We start from the raw sequence: 19,800 nt of genomic DNA on the forward strand, positions 1-19,800 counted from the left end.
CATCCCGTTAGGTAATCCCTGATGGGATGGATTGTTTAAACACAGATGAATTACAAAAGAATTGCGCTAAGGATGTTGTTGCCTGTAATAGCACTGCCAATGCTGTTTACAATGGGCTGTAAGGAGGATAATAACGATGGCAATACTGCCGGCAACTTTGACAGGAAGTTATTGCTTGAAAACTTTGCCGACAATATTATCATCCCATATTGGGGAAAGATGAAAACGGCTACAGATGCACTTAGCACCGCAGCCGATGCACTAATTGCAACCCCAAACACAAGCACCTTGCAAGCTACCCAAACAGCTTGGACAAATGCTTACACTGCTTGGTTGTACTGTAATTCATTTAACTACGGCCCGGGTGAAAAACCGATTTTCGGGATGGTAAACGAAAATATTGGCACATGGCCTGTGAGTGCAGGGGTTGTAGAAAACCGCATTGCTGCTGCCGATTTTAAATTTGACGATTTTAGGCGTGACAGCAGGGGGTTGCTCACCGTTGAGTATTTGTTGTTTACCCCAACCGCCTTAGACTCGCTTACAGCCTCATCAAACCGCAGACAATACCTACAAAAAGTAATCGCGGATATTAAAACATGGGTAGATGAAAACAACACCGGTTGGACTACCTACCGCAATGCTTTTGTTTCAAACACTGATAAATCAGCAGGAAGCCCTACATCAATGCTTTACAATGAGTTTGTAAAAAGCTTTGAGGCAATAAAGAACTTTAAGATTGCTGTACCGGGCGGCAAACGTGCCGGCCAAGCACAACCTGAACCCCACCTTTGCGAAGCCTATTACAGCGGCCAATCAATTAAATTTATCAAAGAACATTTTAAGGCCGTGGAGCAGATGTGGCGAGGTATTGGTGCCAACGGTACCGATGGAATAGGTTTTGATGATTACCTTGATAAAGTAACAGGGGGTGCTGCGCTAAAAACAGAAACACTTAAGCAGCTTACCGCAGTTAACAATGTAAACAAAGGATTTGCGGATAGTGAACTTCTTGCCCATTTAGTATTAACTGAGACCGGACGAATTGATACCCTGCATACTGAATACCAAAAGATGACCCGCTTTTTTAAGAGCGACCTTTCATCATTGTTGGGCATAGCCATTACATACAGCAGCGGAGATGGCGATTAGTATCGCCCGATACATAAAAAACAGTGTTACTGCGTGGCAAGCAACTACGCATATTGCTCCATTGGCTGCTTTCAGAGTTATTTTCGGGCTGTGTATGGTATTTAGCACCACACGCTTCATGGTGCTGGGATGGATTGAAGACCACTACATCACCCCTAAACTACATTTCAAATACTTTGGCTTTGAGTTTATAGAGGTTGCCTCTCCCGCAGCATTGTATGCAATCCACATAGCATTGCTTCTTGCATCAATATTAGTAACGCTCGGGTTGTTCTACAGAGTTGCGGCATGGGTACAATTTCTGTTGTTCACCTATACAGAACTTATTGACCTCACCTACTACCTCAACCACTATTACTACGTCAGCCTTGCGTGCCTGCTACTGGCAGTACTGCCCGCCCACCGTTATTTTTCGCTGGATATACTTCGCAAACCCTCACTAAAAACCACCTATGTTCCAGCATGGTGTATTTATGTGATAATGCTGCAAACAGCTATTGTTTACACCTATGCCGGATTAGCCAAAATAAATAGCGATTGGTTATTGCATGCTTTGCCACTGAAAATATGGCTACCCGCATCGTATGACATACCCGTATTAGGCCCTTTGTTCGCTTGGAAATACACCCCCTACATTTTTAGTTGGGTAGGGATGCTGTACGATTGCACCATCGTTATTTTTCTGCTGTATAAACCTACCCGCGTTTGGGCATATGCTGCGGTGGTATTCTTCCATGCTGTAACGGGTATTTTATTCCAAATCGGTGTGTTCCCATTGGTAATGATTGGCGGCACCTTAATCTTCTTTAGTGCTCAATGGCATTTGCGTTGGATGGGAGCAATAACACGTCTTTTCAAAACACCTGAAAAAACAGAACGTAACGTTACCTTTGCCCCTTCGTTCCTGCACAAAAAACTACTATTGCCGGCACTGTGCGTGTACTTTGCCTTTCAGCTATTGTTTCCGTGGCGGTATGTATTGTACCCCGGCAATATGTTTTGGACGGAAGAAGGTTACCGCTTTGGCTGGCGGGTGATGCTGATGGAAAAAGCAGGCACGGCTACCTTTTTTGTAAAAGACACAAAAACAGGCAAAGAAGGCGAAGTGTTTAACAGCTTTTTTTTATGCGACCACCAAGAAAAACAAATGGCTATGCAGCCCGACATGATACTGCAATACGCCAAGTTTTTAGCTGGGTATTACGAAAAAGAAGGTGTTTACCAACCCCAAGTACGGGCAGAAGTTTACGTAACCCTTAATAGCAGAAAAAGCCAACTGTTGATAGACCCAACCGTTGATTTGAGCAAAGTGAAAGACAGTTGGGGACATAAAGAATGGATTTTACCTTTTGATGAAAGGCTTGCCGAGACAAAGTGAAGATTAGGATTAAAATAGCAGTATTTGTTGTTGCGCTACTAAGCGTTATTTCTGTTATTGGCCAAACGGGAACTATACAAGTACGCTTGCTTAATGAAGATAGTACCACGATAGAGACAGGCGTGGTGGCGTTGGAAAATACGGGCTTCACAACCTCAACATCAGCTAATGGAACGTTCACGTTAAATAAAATTCCTTACGGCAATTATACCCTGCTTACTTACACATTCGGCAAAAACATACAACGAACTACTATTAGTTTAACCACTGAGCAACTTTCGCTAACAGTAGTAATGAAAGACTTGAGCACTGATGTAAGCACCGTTGAAATTGTACACGAAGCCGAACGGACTTTCGGCATTGAACGACTAAAGGGCATTGAAGGAACTGCCATATACGAAGGCAAAAAAACAGAGGTAGTAGTGCTTAAAGACATCACTGCCAACCTTAGCACCAACAATCCCCGCCAAGTGTATAGCAAGATTACGGGGCTAAACATTTGGGAAAGCGATGCTGTGGGCCTGCAATTAGGCATTGGCGGCAGGGGATTAAGCCCTAACCGAACCTCAAACTTTAATACAAGGCAAAACGGGTACGACATAAGTGCCGATGCCCTTGGCTACCCTGAAAGTTACTACACTCCCCCTACAGAAGCATTAGAACGGATAGAAATTGTGCGCGGGGCAGCATCACTGCAATACGGCACCCAGTTTGGCGGCCTGCTCAATTTTGTGATGAAAAAGGGGGCTACTGATAAAAAAGTAGAAGTAACCTCAAGGCAAACGCTGGGCTCTTTCGGTTATTTCGGGAGTTTTAACAGCGTGGGCGGTACAGTAGCCAACGGTAAACTTAATTACTATACTTTTTACCAACGCAAGCAAGGCAATGGCTGGCGGCCCAACAGCGGATTTTATTCAAACACGGCCTATGCCAGGTTGGAATGGAAAACCACCAGCAAACTCACCCAAACGTTTGAGTTTACCTTTATGGATTATCTTGCCCAACAACCGGGTGGATTAACAGATGCTATGTTTGCCGAAGATGCTCGCCAATCGGTGCGCAACCGCAACTGGTTCAGCATTGGCTGGAAACTGGCCGCGTGGCAGGTGGATTATAAAGTATCAGAAAACACACAACTTAATTGGCGAACCTTTGGACTGCTGGCAAGCAGGCAATCGTTGGGCAATTTAGAACGGATTAACGTGGCCGATTTCGGCAAAAACCGCACCCTTATTGACGGTAAGTTTACCAACATAGGCCACGAAGGACGTTGGCTGCAACATTACCGAACAGGCAAAACAAAGCATACAGGAGTGTTGGGCTATCGGTTATACTACGGTCAAACCACCAACAAGCAGGGCGACGGGAATAATGGTAGCGGTCCTGATTTTTACTTCCTCAACCCGCAAAACCTCGAAAACAGCGACTATACCTTTCCCAATTACAATGCCTCAGTGTTTTTAGAGAATATCTTTAACATCAACCCTCGTTTCTCCATTACCCCCGGGGTTCGGTATGAGTATATCCAAACCCGCTCAGATGGGTATTACAAGCAACGAGTGTTTGATGCTGCGGGAAACCTGATAGTTGATAACCGCATATACGATAAAATGCAGCGACCCCGTAGCTTTGTGATTGCAGGCATTGGAACTAAGTATAAATTATCAAAAAACACTGAGTGGTATGCCAATGCTTCGCAAAACTATCGGGCTATAAACTTTTCTGACTTGCGTGTTACCAACCCCAACTTTATTGTAGATACCGCCATACAAGATGAAAAGGGTTTCACTGCTGATATGGGCATACGTGGTAACCGCGCCGGGTTATTTACCTATGAAGTAACTGCCTTTTACATTTACTATAAAGGTCGCATAGGGCAAGTGCTACGTGCCGACCGTCCGCCATTGTTTATTGATTATCGCTACCGAACCAACATTGCCGATGCCCGTAACCTTGGAGTGGAATTAATGGCCGAACTGAATGTGTGGCGGGTATTCAGAATCCCTTATGATAAAACCAACCAGCTAAACGTATTTGTAAACGGTGCTTTTATTGATGCCCGCTATATAAAAACCGAAGACAATACCATTGCCAATAACAAGGTAGAGATGGTGCCTCCCGTAATGGTGCGTACCGGATTAAACTACCGCCACCGCAAAAAAGCGGGGCTTTCGCTGCAATATTCCTACACAGGCAAGCATTATTCTGATGCTACCAACGCCACCCTTACTTCTACAGCGGTTGAAGGAGTGATAAAAAGCTATCAGGTGGTGGATGTTTCGGCATCGTTCAGCCATAAAATTTTCAGTCTCGAAATCAGCTGCAACAACCTGTTAGATGCAAGGTACTATACCCGCAGGGCTGAGAGCTACCCCGGCCCCGGTATCATCCCGTCTGACGGTAGGTCGTTTTATGCAACATTGGCAATCACCGTTGGAAAATAACACTCAAAATGCGGAATAGATTTTGTGCTTAAACACCACAAAATGAAACAACTACTAAGCCTTTTATTTGGGGATTCTTCCCTATTGTGCTTACTGCCCAACACGAAACCTATTTTGAACATTACCACGGTAACGGCAGCTATGAAAATGCTACCCTAAACCCGATAAGTGTTTTCAGAAACAGCAAGCTGTATTCAAAGGCAGATACCAACAGTAGTTATAGCATTTTACCACCCGCATCAACAATTTATATAAAGGAAGTGGGGCAATCGCAAGGACAAAAGTGGTACCACATAGAAGCATACTCATACATTGATAAGAATTACTCGAATTCTAAAGGCTATATCAGGTTTGAAGACGTAATCCCATTTCATATCACCGACTATACAACCGGCACCAATTATTACATATGGAAAAACATTGAGAACGGTCAATGGTCGGAGCCTACGTATATAGTTAAAGACGGTGGTCGCGATTCATCAAAAACCGACACATTAATACTCACTAACACCCCCTATTACGTCAATGTAAGTGAAAACTACACTAAAAGCTCGCTTACAAACCTTAAGGATATGATTTCGCTTGAGTTTTACAACGCTCAATGCCCCGGCACTTACATTCATATGTTTGTTGGTAATTGCGGTGACTCACTTTCTGTTATTGAATCTTCATTTTCATCAGGCGAAGGAACTTGGTACGATAGTAAAGTGGTGTATCTACCGTTTAGGTTTGAAAACGGCAACGTTTTATTGGTAGCGAACGGTGATGTAAAAAACATCTTTAACTACCAAACAGGAGGATTAAATATTTTTCCCTACCCTGCCGACTGTGGCATCCCTATTGAAGACTTGGTGGTTATAGAAAGCGAAAGCGCAGAAGAGGAAATGACCGAAGAAAACGGGGAAGAGAACAGCAAGGCAAGTAGCGAAGAAGGAGAGTACACTGAAAAAACAGAGACTGCAAGCGAGGACACAAACCTACCCCGGAAACTGAAAATAACTCACCACAGTATTGAGTTTTTCCGCTGGAACGGACATAAACTGGTGAAAGTGAAATAAATCAACCGATAAACTCAACAGGATGAGGTTTTAAACCCCATCCCATCGAATTTGCGACACACGTGTGCATTGCAAAACCAACTTGGTATATTTGGCACATGGAGCCTACCGTATTCTTTTCTGATATAAAATCACACATCATTAAACATCTTGAAGGTGCTAAAACCTCAATAAAGTTGGCAGTATCATGGCTTACCGACCGTGAAATTTACAACCTGCTGTTAACAAAATTAGCCCAAGGGGTTGCTGTAAGTCTTGTTACCCGCAACGATTACTTGAACAACCACCCCGAAGCATTGGATTGGAATGGTTTTATTGCTGCGGGTGGCCGTCTTTATTTTTCAAGAAACGGTGAACAACTGCACTATAAGTTCATTTTGACAGACGATACCGCAGTGCTTTGCACCTCCTACAATTTAACCTGCTTTGCCAACGGCAACAACCGCGAAAACGTGATGCGGTTTACCGATATTTCTTTTGTACAAAACTTTGTAGGTGAATTTGAATACCTTACCGCTACCCTACCCCAACAAAGCGATGTTGAAAGGCTTATGATTAGTCAAGTACCCGAAGAACTGCATGGCTTTTACAACAGTACTATAGCCAATGACAAAGCCAAGCAAACCGCTTAAAGTACAGGCAGATTGCTTATATTGCAGTAAGAGAACCCTATACAGGTATGGAACCAACACCCAAACTTAAGTTTGAAACGGTTGATGAATACATTGCCGCATTTCCCCCTGAGGTTGCTGAACGTTTGTCGCAAATAAGGGCAACTGTTATCAAAGCAGCCCCCGATGCAAAGGAATTGATTAGCTACAGTATGCCCGCCTTGAAACAAGAAGGCATGCTCATCTTTTATAGTGCATGGAAAGAACATATAGGGATGTATCCCGTCCCTGAAGGAGATGAGGTATTTAATAAGAAAGTGGTGCAATACAGAGATGGCAAGGGGACACTAAAATTCCCTCATAACCAGCCGCTACCGTTTGATTTTATTACCGAAGTGGTACACCTGCGTTTACTGGATAACTTGGCCAGAGCAGAGCTTAAAAAGGCTAAAAAAAAGAAGTAAATCGTTTCATTTCGCAATTACACCCCACTATTGACGCAATACGCCACCATTCGATTTCATATTATGATTTAGCTTTGTACCAACAAAACGAATAAAAAATTTAATTACTTCTGAACTATGGAAAATAATCAGCAACTCCAGGCAATTACTGTACAAGCCACTGTTAATACCCCTCTTGAAAAAGTATGGAAATATTGGAACTCGCCCGAGCATATTACTCAATGGAACACCGCCATTGAAGAATGGCATTGCCCAAGAGCAGAAAACGATTTAAGGGCTGGCGGCTCCTTTTCATACGAAATGGCAGCAAAAGACGGTAGCATGAGTTTTGATTTTGCAGGTGTTTATGACATTGTGGATGAAAACAAACACATTGCTTACACCCTTGGCGATGGTCGTAAGGTATCTGTTACGTTTACTGCCACTGCAAACGGCACTGATGTTTCGGAGACATTTGACCCTGAGAACATGAACCCTGCCGAAATGCAACAAGCCGGATGGCAAGCCATCTTAAATAATTTTAAAAAATACACAGAAAATAACTGATAAGATTATAAGAAGTGCTTTTATCAAAAAGGCGCAAACATTAAATGTTTGCGCCTTTTTTGTTTTGCACTGATTGCAAACAATGTGTTTCTATACCTTGTAGCCTTTACTTAAATTTGGATTTTGAAAACGCTTTTAAATCATACATGAATAAAAACAGCAGGGCAGATAAATCATTTGTAAACCTGGCTTCACTTTCAAAAGAAGTATTAGTCCGTTGCCCGCACTGTAATAAGCAAGCAGCGGTAGTATCAACCCTTTCAAAATATTACGTTCCTCATCCTTGTAGAGATGAATCACGGTTCAGGTTTCAGTGCAATAACTGTTACAAACCATTGCGCGATAAAAACTGGCAAGGTTCGGCTATTATCTTCCCCGTATCTACGGTATGTGGCAACTGCGGCAGTCAATTACAGGATGAAGAGCGCTTGGTAGATACTTACCAGGACAAAATGAAAATAAAGTGCCGCACCTGTCAGCAAGAGCGTTTGTATGAAACCAACTACAGGCTTGCATATTCAAATAGTCACCAAGCTACAGACCCCAACCTTGGTTTACCGCTATGGCTGCAAACCCCTGTTGATAATCACGTTTTTTGGGCCTACAATTTTGAACACCTTGCCTACCTGAAACAATATGTTGGAGCAAAGCTGCGTGAAGCACCCGAAGGGGGTAAATATTCATTGGTGTGGAAACTTCCTACTTTTGTTAAAACAGCCAAAAACAGGGGTAAAATTCTAAAAGCCATTAAACGGCTTGAGGAAATGTCTAGTGATTAAATTAAAACCCTCTTAAAAAACTGAAGTTTTGAAAACCAATTATTGTGGCAAATACTATGTATCCGTTTACAACAAGACATGAGTATTATTTACCTTCTGCATGGTAATAATAAACTCAGCACCATTACCGCCTATTAGTTTGTTTGTTGCTGTTTGCATTACTTTTAATTAAAAATCTGTCAGCAATCAAAATTCTCCGCCCAAAAATTCTTCTAACGAATCTGCTACCAATGTTTCTTCATCGTCACCTGTATCAAAATATCTACAATAAATTTTGCCATAATCTATTTTATTAGTCGATATGGAATACGGATTATCAAAGGCATCATAAGCGATAGGAATATACCCCGCCGGAATTATTTTCTCTCTTATTTGATAGTCATAAATTGAATTCTCCAACAGTATGTCACCATATTTTATGCTGCAAAAGCCTCCAATGGTTAGTTCATCCCCATCAGAATAAACTACTCTATCTAATGGGACACCGCCGTTAAATTTCAACATTAATCTTTTGTAATTTTCAGGCAGTTTAATATTGAATTTATTTTCAAATTCAATTATATCTATACTCTCAATTGATTTTTCAACTTCGGTAAATTCAATTTTTTTCATTTTTTTAACTTTTTTTGATCTTCCTTTGTATTTTAAACTAAAAAAATCTTAAAATTGTTTTACGGAATCTAAATGCGGAGATGTTTTCTTATGTATTTCTCTATCTTCTAGTTGCAAGGTTCCTTTGCCTGTAATAGGGTCGAAATCATCTAAATAGTGCCAAGTGTATTTCTTAGACGGTTGAATTTTCGACAATTCATAGGCCAATTTATCATCCAAGACAGAATCACCAGTTAATTTCATTTTAAATACGCTTCTCTGACTGTCAACTGCTCGGTAAAGATAAGGTTTTAGTTTTTGTAGCCCGAACGAGCAGATTATCGAACCAGATTGCACAGATTTTAAACAATTTTTTCACTTTCATGTAAGTTATCAGGCATTTAGTTTTACATTCTTATAATGACCCCTTTCAGTAATTTCAATTACCCTTTAAAACCTACCAACTACTAAACAGTAGTTTATTTATACTATCTTTTTTATTTCTTGCAACATTTACAAAAAGTAGGCTTACTAACGTGAGGATAACAATACTTCTGTATTTACTTATACTAGCTTTTGCCGCAGTAGCGCAGCAAAAGGAGCCTTACTTTTTGCATTACAATAGCAACAACGGTCTCCCATACAACAATGTGCAAAGCATAGCACAAGACAGTGCCGGCTTTATTTGGCTGGGCACATCAGAAGGATTGGTAAAGTACGATGGGTATCGCTTTCGTGTATTTCGCTACAACGCTGATGATACCAATACCCTTAGCTGTAACAACATTACAGCCGTGTTGCCCATAAGCTCATACCAACTTCTTATAGGCACTTACGATTGCGGGTTGAATATTTTTAACACCCAAACCAATCGAGCTACACGCATATACACAAGCTTTGATAACCGCACCCTTAGCCTTTTTAAAGATAAACAAAACCGTATATGGATGGGATTAAACGATGGTAGCCTTAATATTTTTGATGTTGAGCAGAAAAAAATAATCCCCGTTGCCACAAAACCGCTAAACGGTAACGGGGCATTTAGTTATTGCCACGGTTTTGCCGAACACCGCACAAAACCAAATCAGCTATGGATAGCAACGCTTAATGGCTTGGTGTTGTTGAACAAGACCGATTTTACCTACCACCTATACCGCTATGCCGATTATGTGCCAAAAGTTAACCCCATTTTTAACCGCGCCCGCTACCCTATCCATCTTGATGATGATAATGTGTGGATGGGCTCGTGGGGAGGCGGTGTTTCTCACTATATTATTAGTAAAAACATGTGGGAAAACTTTTTAATAGATAGTACTCCCCCCCTAACAGGCGGCAAAAATATAGTGCTTTGCACAGCACCAAAAAATGCAACAGAACTTTGGGTAGCAACGGTTGATAGCGGCTTGGGGGTATTTAACACCCAAACCCGCCAATACATCTTTTTTGATGTAGAGAACAATCAAAAAACAACAGGTATACGGGCTCTGAAAACCTATGCCCAATACCTGTATACCGATGCACAAAACAACCTATGGGCAGGCTTTCAAACAGGCTTAGTAACTCATAGTAATGCCGCTACTTTTGAAAAATACGGTATACCCATTCCCACAAAAACCAACTTAAAAAACCTTAATTATCCCTTCTATTTTTTAGAAGATATAGATAGAAATGGCATTTGGGTAGCACCCTTCCACGGCGATGGGCTTTATTTTTACGACAACATCACTCAAAAATACACCCTATACCCACCCACAAAAGAAGAGCTATTGCCGCGCGGTATGGTGTGGAGTAAAAACAGGCAAATACTTCTGCTAACAGCCAACGCCTTTTGGAAATTTGACCCCGATAAAAAAACATTTACAAAAGCCCCGGCACCCGATACAATTCAGATAGAAAAACATGGCGGCTACCAATTGTTGCGGGGCAAAAACAGCAAAATATACATAGGCACTTCCCGTTTTGGCGTGTATGAGTGGAACGAAGGGACCAATCAGGTTTACCATTATTATCACCAAAAAAATAATCCCAACAGCCTGCTTCAAAACGGCCCTATATACGCCCTTTGTATAGACACACTTGGCAACCTGTGGGTAGGCATGAAAAACGGCATCACCGTAATACACAACAATGGTGAAAAATATACTCACCTATCGTACACCATAGGAACAGACCATAAAGCCTTTAAAGATATTTCTTCCATAACCACAGCTCCCGACGGAACCGTATGGATGCAAAGTGTATCATCGGGTTTGCTGGCAGTAAACGCATTGCAAAACTATAAAGTGCTAAACGGCTTTGATGTGGGCGACGGACTATTAACAAACACCGTATACCATGTTTGCAAAGGCCCCGACTCGTTGTTACTAATATATACCTCGCAAGGCTTACAGTTTTTTAACCCCATTACCCGCAAAAGTCATTTTTTTAGTACCCGAACCGATTTTCCCTTTAAACCTTCCGAATGGGGCGCACTGCAATACGTCAACGGGCAAGTGTTTATAAGTACATTCAACGGCTTTTACAAACTGGGAATAAATCATCTAAAACTTCCTACACCACCTAAACAACCAACGATTTCTCACATTACAGTGTTTGAAAAAGAATACCCTCAAACGGCTTACACACAACAAAACATAAACTTTACTTATAAGCAAAACTTTATCAGGATATACTTTACCAACTTTGATTATGCCAACACCAAAAAAACACGCTTAAGCTATATAATAAAAGGGCTTAGCCCTGATACACTTCATACTGAAAAAGGTGTAAATGATATTTCGCTTACCGGTTTAGCTGCAGGAACTTACGAGCTGGCGGTTTGGATCAATTACCCTGAAAGTGGGGTATCATCATCTGCAACAACAATTAAAGTAGTCGTATCGCCGCCTTGGTGGCAAACCTGGTGGTTTATAGCAATTGTAATTGTCACGTTTTTGTTGATTATTTACGTCATATACGGCTACCGACTGAAACAAGCCCGCGAAACAAGCAACCTGAAGCGAAAACTGGCCGAAATGGAAAACATAGCCTTAAGGGCACAAATGAATCCCCATTTTCTGTTCAATAGTCTTAACTCGGTAAACTATTACATACAAAACAACGAGACGGCAAAAGCCTCACAGCACCTTAAAAAATTCTCAAAGCTGGTGCGCATTGTATTAAACAACTCCCGCAACAACACCGTAACTCTTGAAGATGAGTTAGAAGCCCTTAAGTTGTACCTTGAGTTTGAAGAAGTACGCTTTGATAACCATTTCAGCTATCAAATACATATTGCACCTGATATTCATACCACTGACATTATTATTCCGCCATTATTGCTGCAACCTTATGTAGAAAATGCAATTTGGCACGGAGTAATGCAAAGCGAAAAAGGAGGAGCAGTAACGATACGTATTGCAGGAAGCGAAGAAGCAGTAACCTTTGTTATTGAAGATAACGGAATAGGCAGGGAAAAGGCGAGTGAACTGAAAAGCAAATCGGCGTTGAAGCATAAGTCGCACGGGATGGACATTACTAACGAAAGAGTGCGCCTTTTTAATGTTACCCACACCCAAAGCATCAGTACCGAAATTATAGATTTGTATAACGAAGACCGAAGTCCTGCAGGTACCCGCGTAGTAATAACCTACAAACAGCAACCATAATGACAATAAAAGCAGTATTACTTGACGACGAAAAACATTGTACAAAAGGCTTGCAAATGCAGCTTGAAGAGGTGTGCCCACAGGTAGAGGTTATTGCTACTTTTAATTCACCCATACAGGCAGTAGAGTTTGTAACCAAAAACAATTTCGATATTCTGTTTTTAGACGTGGAAATGCCCCAGTTAAACGGCTTTGATTTTCTTAAAAAAATAGGCACACCCGCTTTTGATGTAATTTTCACTACTGCCTATGACCAATTTGCTATAAAAGCCTTTAAATACAGTGCTTTTGATTACCTGTTAAAGCCCATTGAAGACGAAGACCTGCAAAACGCCATAGCCAAATGGGAAACTGAGCGCGCTGATAAACAAAAACATAATCCTATGCGCTACGACGTGCTAATGGAGCAACTAAGTACCAACATACAAAAGAAGCTGGTGTTGCCCACTGCCGAAGGCATGGAGTTGATAGAAGTTGATGATATTGTGTGCATAGATAGCGATAGCAATTACAGCCGTTTGTTTTTTGCCGACGGTACTTCGCTACTGGTATCTCGCACCCTAAAAGAGTTTGAAGATATGCTTGAAACCAAAGGGTTTTTGCGGGTGCACCACTCACACATTGTAAACATAAAAAAGATGCGCAAATACCTAAAAGCCGATGGCGGCTATGTGGTAATGAGCAACGGGCGAAAAGTAAGCATATCTCGCGCCCGCAAAGACCAAGTGCTTGAGGTAATAAGCCAAATAAGTATGTAAGTCTGACGTACCTCCTTACACTTTCAAAAACCACCTACCCTCCTCTCCTTTCCAATTACTCACCCAAAGCAGCCAACGGCTAATCGCCCGTAAAAAACTTTAATGGTCAGCCTTATTTCGTATAGTTATGATGAAATTAAAGGCTTACTTACTGCTGTTTGCAGCATTTGTACTACTTGCATCGTGCAAAGAAGAAGAAACCCCTGAAACCAACACCGATAAAAATGTGCTGCCCTGTTTTATAACGGCAGATATGGTGCTTACCAATCACAACCCTGACGGTGTGGATTACTTCGTAAACTGTATTTCTGAAGTTTCGGCAGGTACGCTCACCATATTACCGGGTGTAGAAATTGCTTTTAGGCCGGGTAGCGGCTTGCGCGTAACCAATACAGCCTCCATAAAAGCTGTGGGACTTGATACACTCCCCATAAAATTTAACGGTACTACCACCACCCCAAGTTGGTTGGGTATAAGCATAGAAAGCACCCAAACGGGCAATGAAATGGCTTGGTGCCAAATAACTAACGCGGGAAAAGGCGAACAGTTTAACACCCAAGTGGCAGGTTTTATTTACGATGCTGCCTCGGCTGTATCGGTGTACGGTAAACTAAAAATGCACCACTGTACCATCACCCAATCAGGTGGCAACGGTGTTTCATTTACCAGCGAGGCCTCCACAGGCCAGTTTTCACACAACAACTTTATAAACAACAGCAGATATCCCGTACTTACCTACGGCGGAGCTTTGCCCAACATGATGCTTGACTCAGGCACCTACACGGGCAACAAAAACCAATACATAGCCCTGTTTGCAAAAACATCAAACGCTGTAATTGAAGAAAACATAGTAATCCCCGCTACCTCCATCCCCTACTTTGCCATCAGCGATATGTTTTTTGCAGGCAATGTTACCATAAACGCAGGTGCTACCATTGTTATAAATAAAGAATTGGGCATGGGCGTTACCGATAACGGAAAAATGCTGATAAACGGTACTGCAGCCAACCATGTAACCATAAAAGGCGGCAACGCCACCGCAGGGTATTGGAAAGGTATTTTGGTGAACTCACCCACTGATAATGAGTTTAATTACTTAGACGTAAGCGACGGAGGCAATACCGCCTACTACGTGGCCGAAAAAACCAATATAGCAGTAGGCTCAGCAGCCCCTGCCAAACTTACCCTTAACAACTGTACCTCTGAACGATACCCCGGTACTTGCGCCGTAGCATACAGCGATACCGATGGTGCTTTTACCAATAACAGCCCGCTAATAACCAACGTTTGCAAATACTAACCCTAAAAACAACCGAGTAGTATGAAAAAGATACTTGCCCTTGTAACCTTGTTGACTATCGTTGCAAGCCTAAAAGCCAATAACGTAAAAGTAGAAAACGTTACCTATGATAAAAATACCAAGAAAATAACCTTCGATTTATCGTGGGAGAACGCTTGGAGGCAAACCATCGATTACCACGATGCTGTGTGGGTATTTGCCAAATACCGCACCGTAAACCAACCCCGTTGGCAGCACGCCAATATTGTATTTAATTCTACCAACGTCGCCGGTGGAGCGCTTGAAACTATTGAAACAAATGACAAATACGGTTTTTTTGTACGGCTGAAAACCGACAGCGTTGGTAATATACAACCCACGCAGGTTAGCTTTGAAGCTACTGACGGACTTACAGGTTTAATAGGTTTATACCCCGATTTTCAGGTATATGCCATAGAAATGGTATATGTGCCCCAAGGCAGTTTTTATGTGGGTGCCCCCCCAACAAAGTATGATGCCAACCTTTTTGAAGATATGGTTATATATCGTTATAACCCTACGCACACAAACCCCACCTTTTCTCCGCTTTATATTTCATCAGAAGATAAAATATCAACCGGCAATACTTTCGCTAGCCCTTATATAAGCAGCAAGGGTATTTCGGCCTCCTTCCCAAAAGGTTATAATGCCTTTTACTGCATGAAGCACGAGGTGAGCAACGAACAGTTGGTGGCCTTTTTTAACGCCATTGGCACTGATTTTATTAGGTTTTATGGGTTGGGAATGTCAGGCAGTAGTTCGGGCTTCAAATACAAGAACATTACAAGAAACCAAGATACTGTAGATATTGTAGGCACAAAAACAACCAACGGCTGGGAGTTTACCTGTGAGGCAGGCTATGAAAACCACCCGGCCGTTATGACCCCGTACACACTAATCAGTTATTTAGCTTGGGCAGGGCTTGTACCAATGACTGAACTGCAATATGTAAAAGCCTGCCGTGGCCCATTACAACCTGTACGGAATGAAGCTGCCTGCGGTGTTAGTGTTACAACAGCACTTGGGGGAAACACTATAGGCTCTGAAGACACTTTTTTTGTTGACCTGAAAACACCTGCCGAAAGATTGAAACGCCATTATAGCGGCCCTACTACCCGCAGACTAAGAAGGTGCGGTTATGCAGCCGATTCAACCACCAACCGTATTACGGCCAACGCAACCTTTTACGGTATTTTGAATATGACGGACAACGTGGCCGAAATAACCATAAGCATTAATGATACTAACGAATTTTATACAGGCATTCTGGATCACCCCAATAATGCTGTAGAGCCTGATGATTATGGCATGAAATCTTACATCGTGCCCGCATACTTCTCAGAATCAGGCTATGGTAGTAATGTGCTTTATTATCGTGGTTCTGAAAACGGAGAGAAAGAATACTACGACCCTTATAACTTTTTTGAACCAACAGACGAAGACGGAACAACAAGAACGTATTTCCCCTACCCCATAGGCGGACGCGGAGTGCGCAAACCTAATTAATACCTTAAAAGCAGCTACCATGAAAAAACTGCTTTTATTAATAAGCTGTATTGCCGTTGCCTTTTACAACGCACATGGCCAGCAATGCTTTTTTACAGGCAACGATACCTGCTGGCGAACTGATTTTGTAGGTAACGGCACCACCTCCACCAGCCGTATTGTGGCTATGGTGGCCAAACCTGACGGACTTTACTGCCTGTTTGAAAGCCCCATTGGGCTAAAACTTACAGGCGGTGCACCATCCGTAGCGGCGGTAAACAAATGGAACGGCAGCTACTGGCAACCCGTTGGCCCTTCGTTTCCGTATACCGGCAGCTCGGCAACGTTTACCGCCATGACTGCCGATAGCGATGGAAATCTTATTATAGGCGGTAGGTTTACTACATCACTCGGCAGCCCGTGTTTGATTAAACTTAACCTTACCACCCAGAGCTACGAACCCATTGGCATGGGCATAAGCAGCGGCGCAAACTATATACAAAAAATTGCCGTATACAAAGACACCTTGTATGTATTGGGAAGGTTTACAGAGGTGAAAGACTCAAACAAAACACTAACAGTAAAAAACATAGCCCGATTCTACCTTAAAACCCACCGATGGGATAGTATGGGTAGCGGTATTTCCGATTTTATACAAGGCTACCAAAGCACTTGGATACCCCTTGGCGGCTTAGATGTTTCTCCTTCGGGTGAAGTGTTTGTAGCGGGAAACTTTACCACCATAGGCACCAAAACATACTACAACGGTATTGCATCATGGAAAACCGGGCGCGGGTGGGACACCGTAGGCAGTGGTTTGCGAGCATACAACGGCTTCACCCCTTCGCGTGGTATACCCTATACTCTTGCCTATAACCCTGATGATAGCTGCATATACGTGGGTGGTTATGTGGGTTACTTGCAAAATGCGCCTGTAACCAACCGCAGACAAAACGGTATTGCACGATTTAAAAACGGGAAGTGGGCGTACAATTTCGGTAGTTTTAGTGCGCTCACCTACCAAAGCTATTACGATAGCACTACCCGCTCGGTATTTTATGGCGGCGGATTTGCACGGGGCATAGGCAGCGGCAACCTTTCTGATGCTAACCGTATCGCCCGTTTTGATAATACGCTCGACTCTCTGTTCGAGCTAAACTACGGCATCACAGCGGGTACTGATGTTTCAGCAATAGTACGTTGGAACAACCAACTATATGTAGCGGGTAACTTTAGCGAAGCCGATTCATCTATAAAAACTTATAATCTGGCCGTTTGGGACGGTAGCAAATGGTCGCCCGTAGGGCACGGTATAGAAGCTATAAACAACAACGCATGGGTAAAAACTTTTGCTACTGATACTAAAGGCAACTTGCTGGTAGGCGGTAACTTTAAAAGTTTGGGAGGATTGTACACCAATGCCTGGGCGCTAATAGACAGCAACCACAAAGTACACGCCCTAAACAACGATATACAAACCCTAAACAGCGCCACCCAAATAAATGCCATCCTACCCCTTAGCGACAGTACTTATCTTTTGGGTGGGAAATTCTCAAAAACATTTTCATCGGGAAATTCATCGGCCATAGCGGGTTATAATACCAACAGCGATAGCTGGTTTAAGCTGGGTACTTATGGAGTAGGTAACATCTACCAGTACATAAACTGTATGGCCAAAGTAGGCAACAAAATTGTTGTGGGAGGTAGTTTTAGCAGTATTGACGGAGTATCGGCCAACAACCTTGCTTATTGGGACGGTACACAATGGAACGCCATGGGCGACCCTAACGGCGAGGTAGAACACCTTACTGTTTTTAACGATAGCATTTTATACATAGAAGGATATTTTAGCAACATAAACGGCAGCACCCATAACTACATCGCCCGCTACGATAGCAGTACATGGAGAACAATAGGTGTTGGTCTTTATTCTTCGCCGCAAGACATTGCCGTGCACCCTTACACGGGCGAACTTTGGATAATAACCAACGGCAGCATTCCCAACCCTTCTGGCCCATCTTATAGCAGCAACGGCTATGCCGTTTGGGACGGCTCAAAATGGAAAGATTATGGTAAAATAACCGGATTTATTGGCAATGTAAACAGCATTTATCATGCACCCGATAGTACCACCTACTTCACCGCAAGCGGTATAAGCAAAATTAACAACGTGGATGCTACCAACATTTTGCGCTACCATCCCGCTTATGGATGGGCTGGTGCAGGCAGCGGCATACGCAGGTTTGCATCTCCCTACACGCCGGATTTTTATGCCCTGCGTAGCCACAAAAACCGCTTATACATTGGCGGCAGGTTTGATATTGCTGGTGATTCTGTACAGTCGTTCCATTTGGCGGCATACGCTTTGGATAATCCACTACTATCAGCGGCTACAATTTCGCTGGGTAACAACGATAGTGCCTATTACGGTTATTCAATAAAAGCAACCACAAGCCCTGAATACGACTCACTAATTTGGAGTACGGGCGATAAAAACACCCTTTATTCAAACGTATTCAGTACGGGTTATTATTCAGCCATATTGTATAACAAAGGCTGTGCGGCAAACGATACAGTACACATTACCATAAAAGGTAATAACATATATATAGGCGGCAGTGGGGATGGTAACGACAATGATTTTTACGCCCAGTTTGGAACCTTAAAAGGTGGTGGAGGTAACGGTGCTTCAGCAAGCCAATATAACCAATATGGCACTATAACGGGTGGTAATGGAGACGGTATAGCTTTCGGCGCAGCGTTGCAAAACGGCACCCTGAAAGGAGGATACGGAGATGGCTCCGGCTCTAAACTATTCACCCAAAACGGAAAGTTGAAAGGCGGTAGTGGCGACGGCAGTGCAAATCAAAAAGTCACCCAAAATAAAACTATATATAAAGGCGGTGCAGCCGACGGTTTTTCGATGGCGACATACACCCCATTGCCTGACGGCACGGTAAAGAAAATAATATCACCCGTGAAGTTTAATGGCAAGGATAGTTCTGACCTTTCAGCATGGGTAGCAAACGTTGGTGATTACCCCATATTGGCATTCAAAGTAAATTGGTTTGTAGCAGGCAAGCTGTACACTTTTGGCGAGTTTAATGACAGTATACCTGCCGGTGATTCTTTAGCAGTTAAAGCCCAACAACGCATTTTGCCCGGCGAAAAAGATTTACCGCTTGACATTTGCGTGCTGATAACCAACATTGCCCGCGAAAAAGACACAGCCAACAACCAACTTTGTTACATTCTGGATAAAACCACCAGCATTGCTGAAGGACAAAATACATCGCTTGACATTAGTATTTACCCCAACCCTGCTGCAAATGTTGCTTGGCTACAAATTACTGCGACTGATGAGCAGGAAAGCGATTTTGAATTAATAAATACCGAAGGCAAAGTGATGCTAAAAAAACACCTTGAAGAAGGAACAGACAAAATAGAAATTGACCTGCAAAACCTTTCGGCCGGTATTTACAACTTTGTATATACCCGCGCTGGCAATATTATAACAGGCAAACTAGCTGTGGTGAAATAAATTAGTGCTTTTGTTTGGGGGACTAAAT

At 42.6% G+C, this 19,800-nt stretch carries 15 protein-coding genes; 13 read left to right on the forward strand and 2 right to left on the reverse strand.

The window, feature by feature from the left end; genetic code table 11:
- The first annotated feature begins 45 nt into the window (after positions 1-45).
- The 8 genes from F9K23_09505 (at position 46) to F9K23_09540 (ending at position 8,432) form a co-directional block, all read left to right on the forward strand.
- Positions 46-1,152, forward strand: coding sequence for an imelysin family protein (locus F9K23_09505; protein KAB2915958.1), 1,107 nt, complete (start codon positions 46-48; stop codon positions 1,150-1,152).
- A complete protein-coding gene (locus F9K23_09510) occupies positions 1,142-2,530 on the forward strand; it encodes an HTTM domain-containing protein (protein ID KAB2915959.1) in 1,389 nt (462 codons plus the stop codon). The genes F9K23_09505 and F9K23_09510 overlap by 11 nt, the downstream gene beginning before the upstream one ends.
- Positions 2,527-4,974 carry a TonB-dependent receptor plug domain-containing protein gene (locus F9K23_09515; protein KAB2915960.1) on the forward strand — a complete coding sequence of 816 codons (2,448 nt, stop codon included), beginning with the start codon at positions 2,527-2,529 and terminating at the stop codon, positions 4,972-4,974. The genes F9K23_09510 and F9K23_09515 overlap by 4 nt, the downstream gene beginning before the upstream one ends.
- Positions 4,975-5,060: 86 nt before the next feature.
- Positions 5,061-6,032: a hypothetical protein gene (locus tag F9K23_09520; GenBank protein KAB2915961.1), complete on the forward strand. Its 972-nt coding sequence runs from the start codon at positions 5,061-5,063 to the stop codon at positions 6,030-6,032.
- A 98-nt stretch (positions 6,033-6,130) separates the two neighbouring features.
- Positions 6,131-6,664, forward strand: coding sequence for a hypothetical protein (locus tag F9K23_09525; GenBank protein ID KAB2915962.1), 534 nt, complete (start codon positions 6,131-6,133; stop codon positions 6,662-6,664).
- A gap of 47 nt (positions 6,665-6,711) precedes the next feature.
- Positions 6,712-7,107, forward strand: a complete 396-nt coding sequence (locus F9K23_09530; protein KAB2915963.1) for a hypothetical protein — start codon at positions 6,712-6,714, stop codon at positions 7,105-7,107.
- Positions 7,108-7,224: 117 nt separating this feature from the next.
- Entirely contained in the window at positions 7,225-7,653 is a 429-nt protein-coding gene (locus F9K23_09535) for a polyketide cyclase (protein KAB2915964.1), read from the forward strand.
- A gap of 146 nt (positions 7,654-7,799) precedes the next feature.
- Complete coding sequence (locus F9K23_09540; GenBank protein ID KAB2915965.1) at positions 7,800-8,432, forward strand: hypothetical protein; 633 nt, start codon at positions 7,800-7,802, stop codon at positions 8,430-8,432.
- Between the two features lie 186 nt (positions 8,433-8,618).
- Here F9K23_09540 and F9K23_09545 read toward each other — a convergent pair whose 3' ends face one another.
- On the reverse strand, positions 8,619-9,044 hold the full coding sequence (locus F9K23_09545; protein KAB2915966.1) for an SMI1/KNR4 family protein: 426 nt from the start codon (positions 9,042-9,044) through the stop codon (positions 8,619-8,621).
- 48 nt (positions 9,045-9,092) lie between these two features.
- Entirely contained in the window at positions 9,093-9,287 is a 195-nt protein-coding gene (locus F9K23_09550; GenBank protein ID KAB2915967.1) for a hypothetical protein, read from the reverse strand.
- Between the two features lie 272 nt (positions 9,288-9,559).
- Between F9K23_09550 and F9K23_09555 the strand changes: the two genes are divergently transcribed.
- The 5 genes from F9K23_09555 to F9K23_09575 all read left to right on the forward strand — a co-directional run bounded on the left by F9K23_09555 (position 9,560) and on the right by F9K23_09575 (position 19,772).
- Positions 9,560-12,670, forward strand: coding sequence for a hypothetical protein (locus F9K23_09555; GenBank protein KAB2915968.1), 3,111 nt, complete (start codon positions 9,560-9,562; stop codon positions 12,668-12,670).
- Entirely contained in the window at positions 12,670-13,428 is a 759-nt protein-coding gene (locus F9K23_09560) for a response regulator transcription factor (protein KAB2915969.1), read from the forward strand. The genes F9K23_09555 and F9K23_09560 overlap by 1 nt, the downstream gene beginning before the upstream one ends.
- 127 nt (positions 13,429-13,555) lie before the next feature.
- On the forward strand, positions 13,556-14,728 hold the full coding sequence (locus tag F9K23_09565) for a hypothetical protein (GenBank protein KAB2915970.1): 1,173 nt from the start codon (positions 13,556-13,558) through the stop codon (positions 14,726-14,728).
- Positions 14,729-14,749: 21 nt separating this feature from the next.
- Positions 14,750-16,252: a hypothetical protein gene (locus F9K23_09570; protein ID KAB2915971.1), complete on the forward strand. Its 1,503-nt coding sequence runs from the start codon at positions 14,750-14,752 to the stop codon at positions 16,250-16,252.
- A gap of 19 nt (positions 16,253-16,271) precedes the next feature.
- Positions 16,272-19,772, forward strand: a complete 3,501-nt coding sequence (locus F9K23_09575; GenBank protein ID KAB2915972.1) for a T9SS type A sorting domain-containing protein — start codon at positions 16,272-16,274, stop codon at positions 19,770-19,772.
- Positions 19,773-19,800 lie beyond the last annotated feature (28 nt).

This window comes from Bacteroidota bacterium (genome assembly GCA_008933805.1).
In the GTDB taxonomy this organism is placed as follows: Bacteria; Bacteroidota; Bacteroidia; order UBA8524; family UBA8524; genus SB11.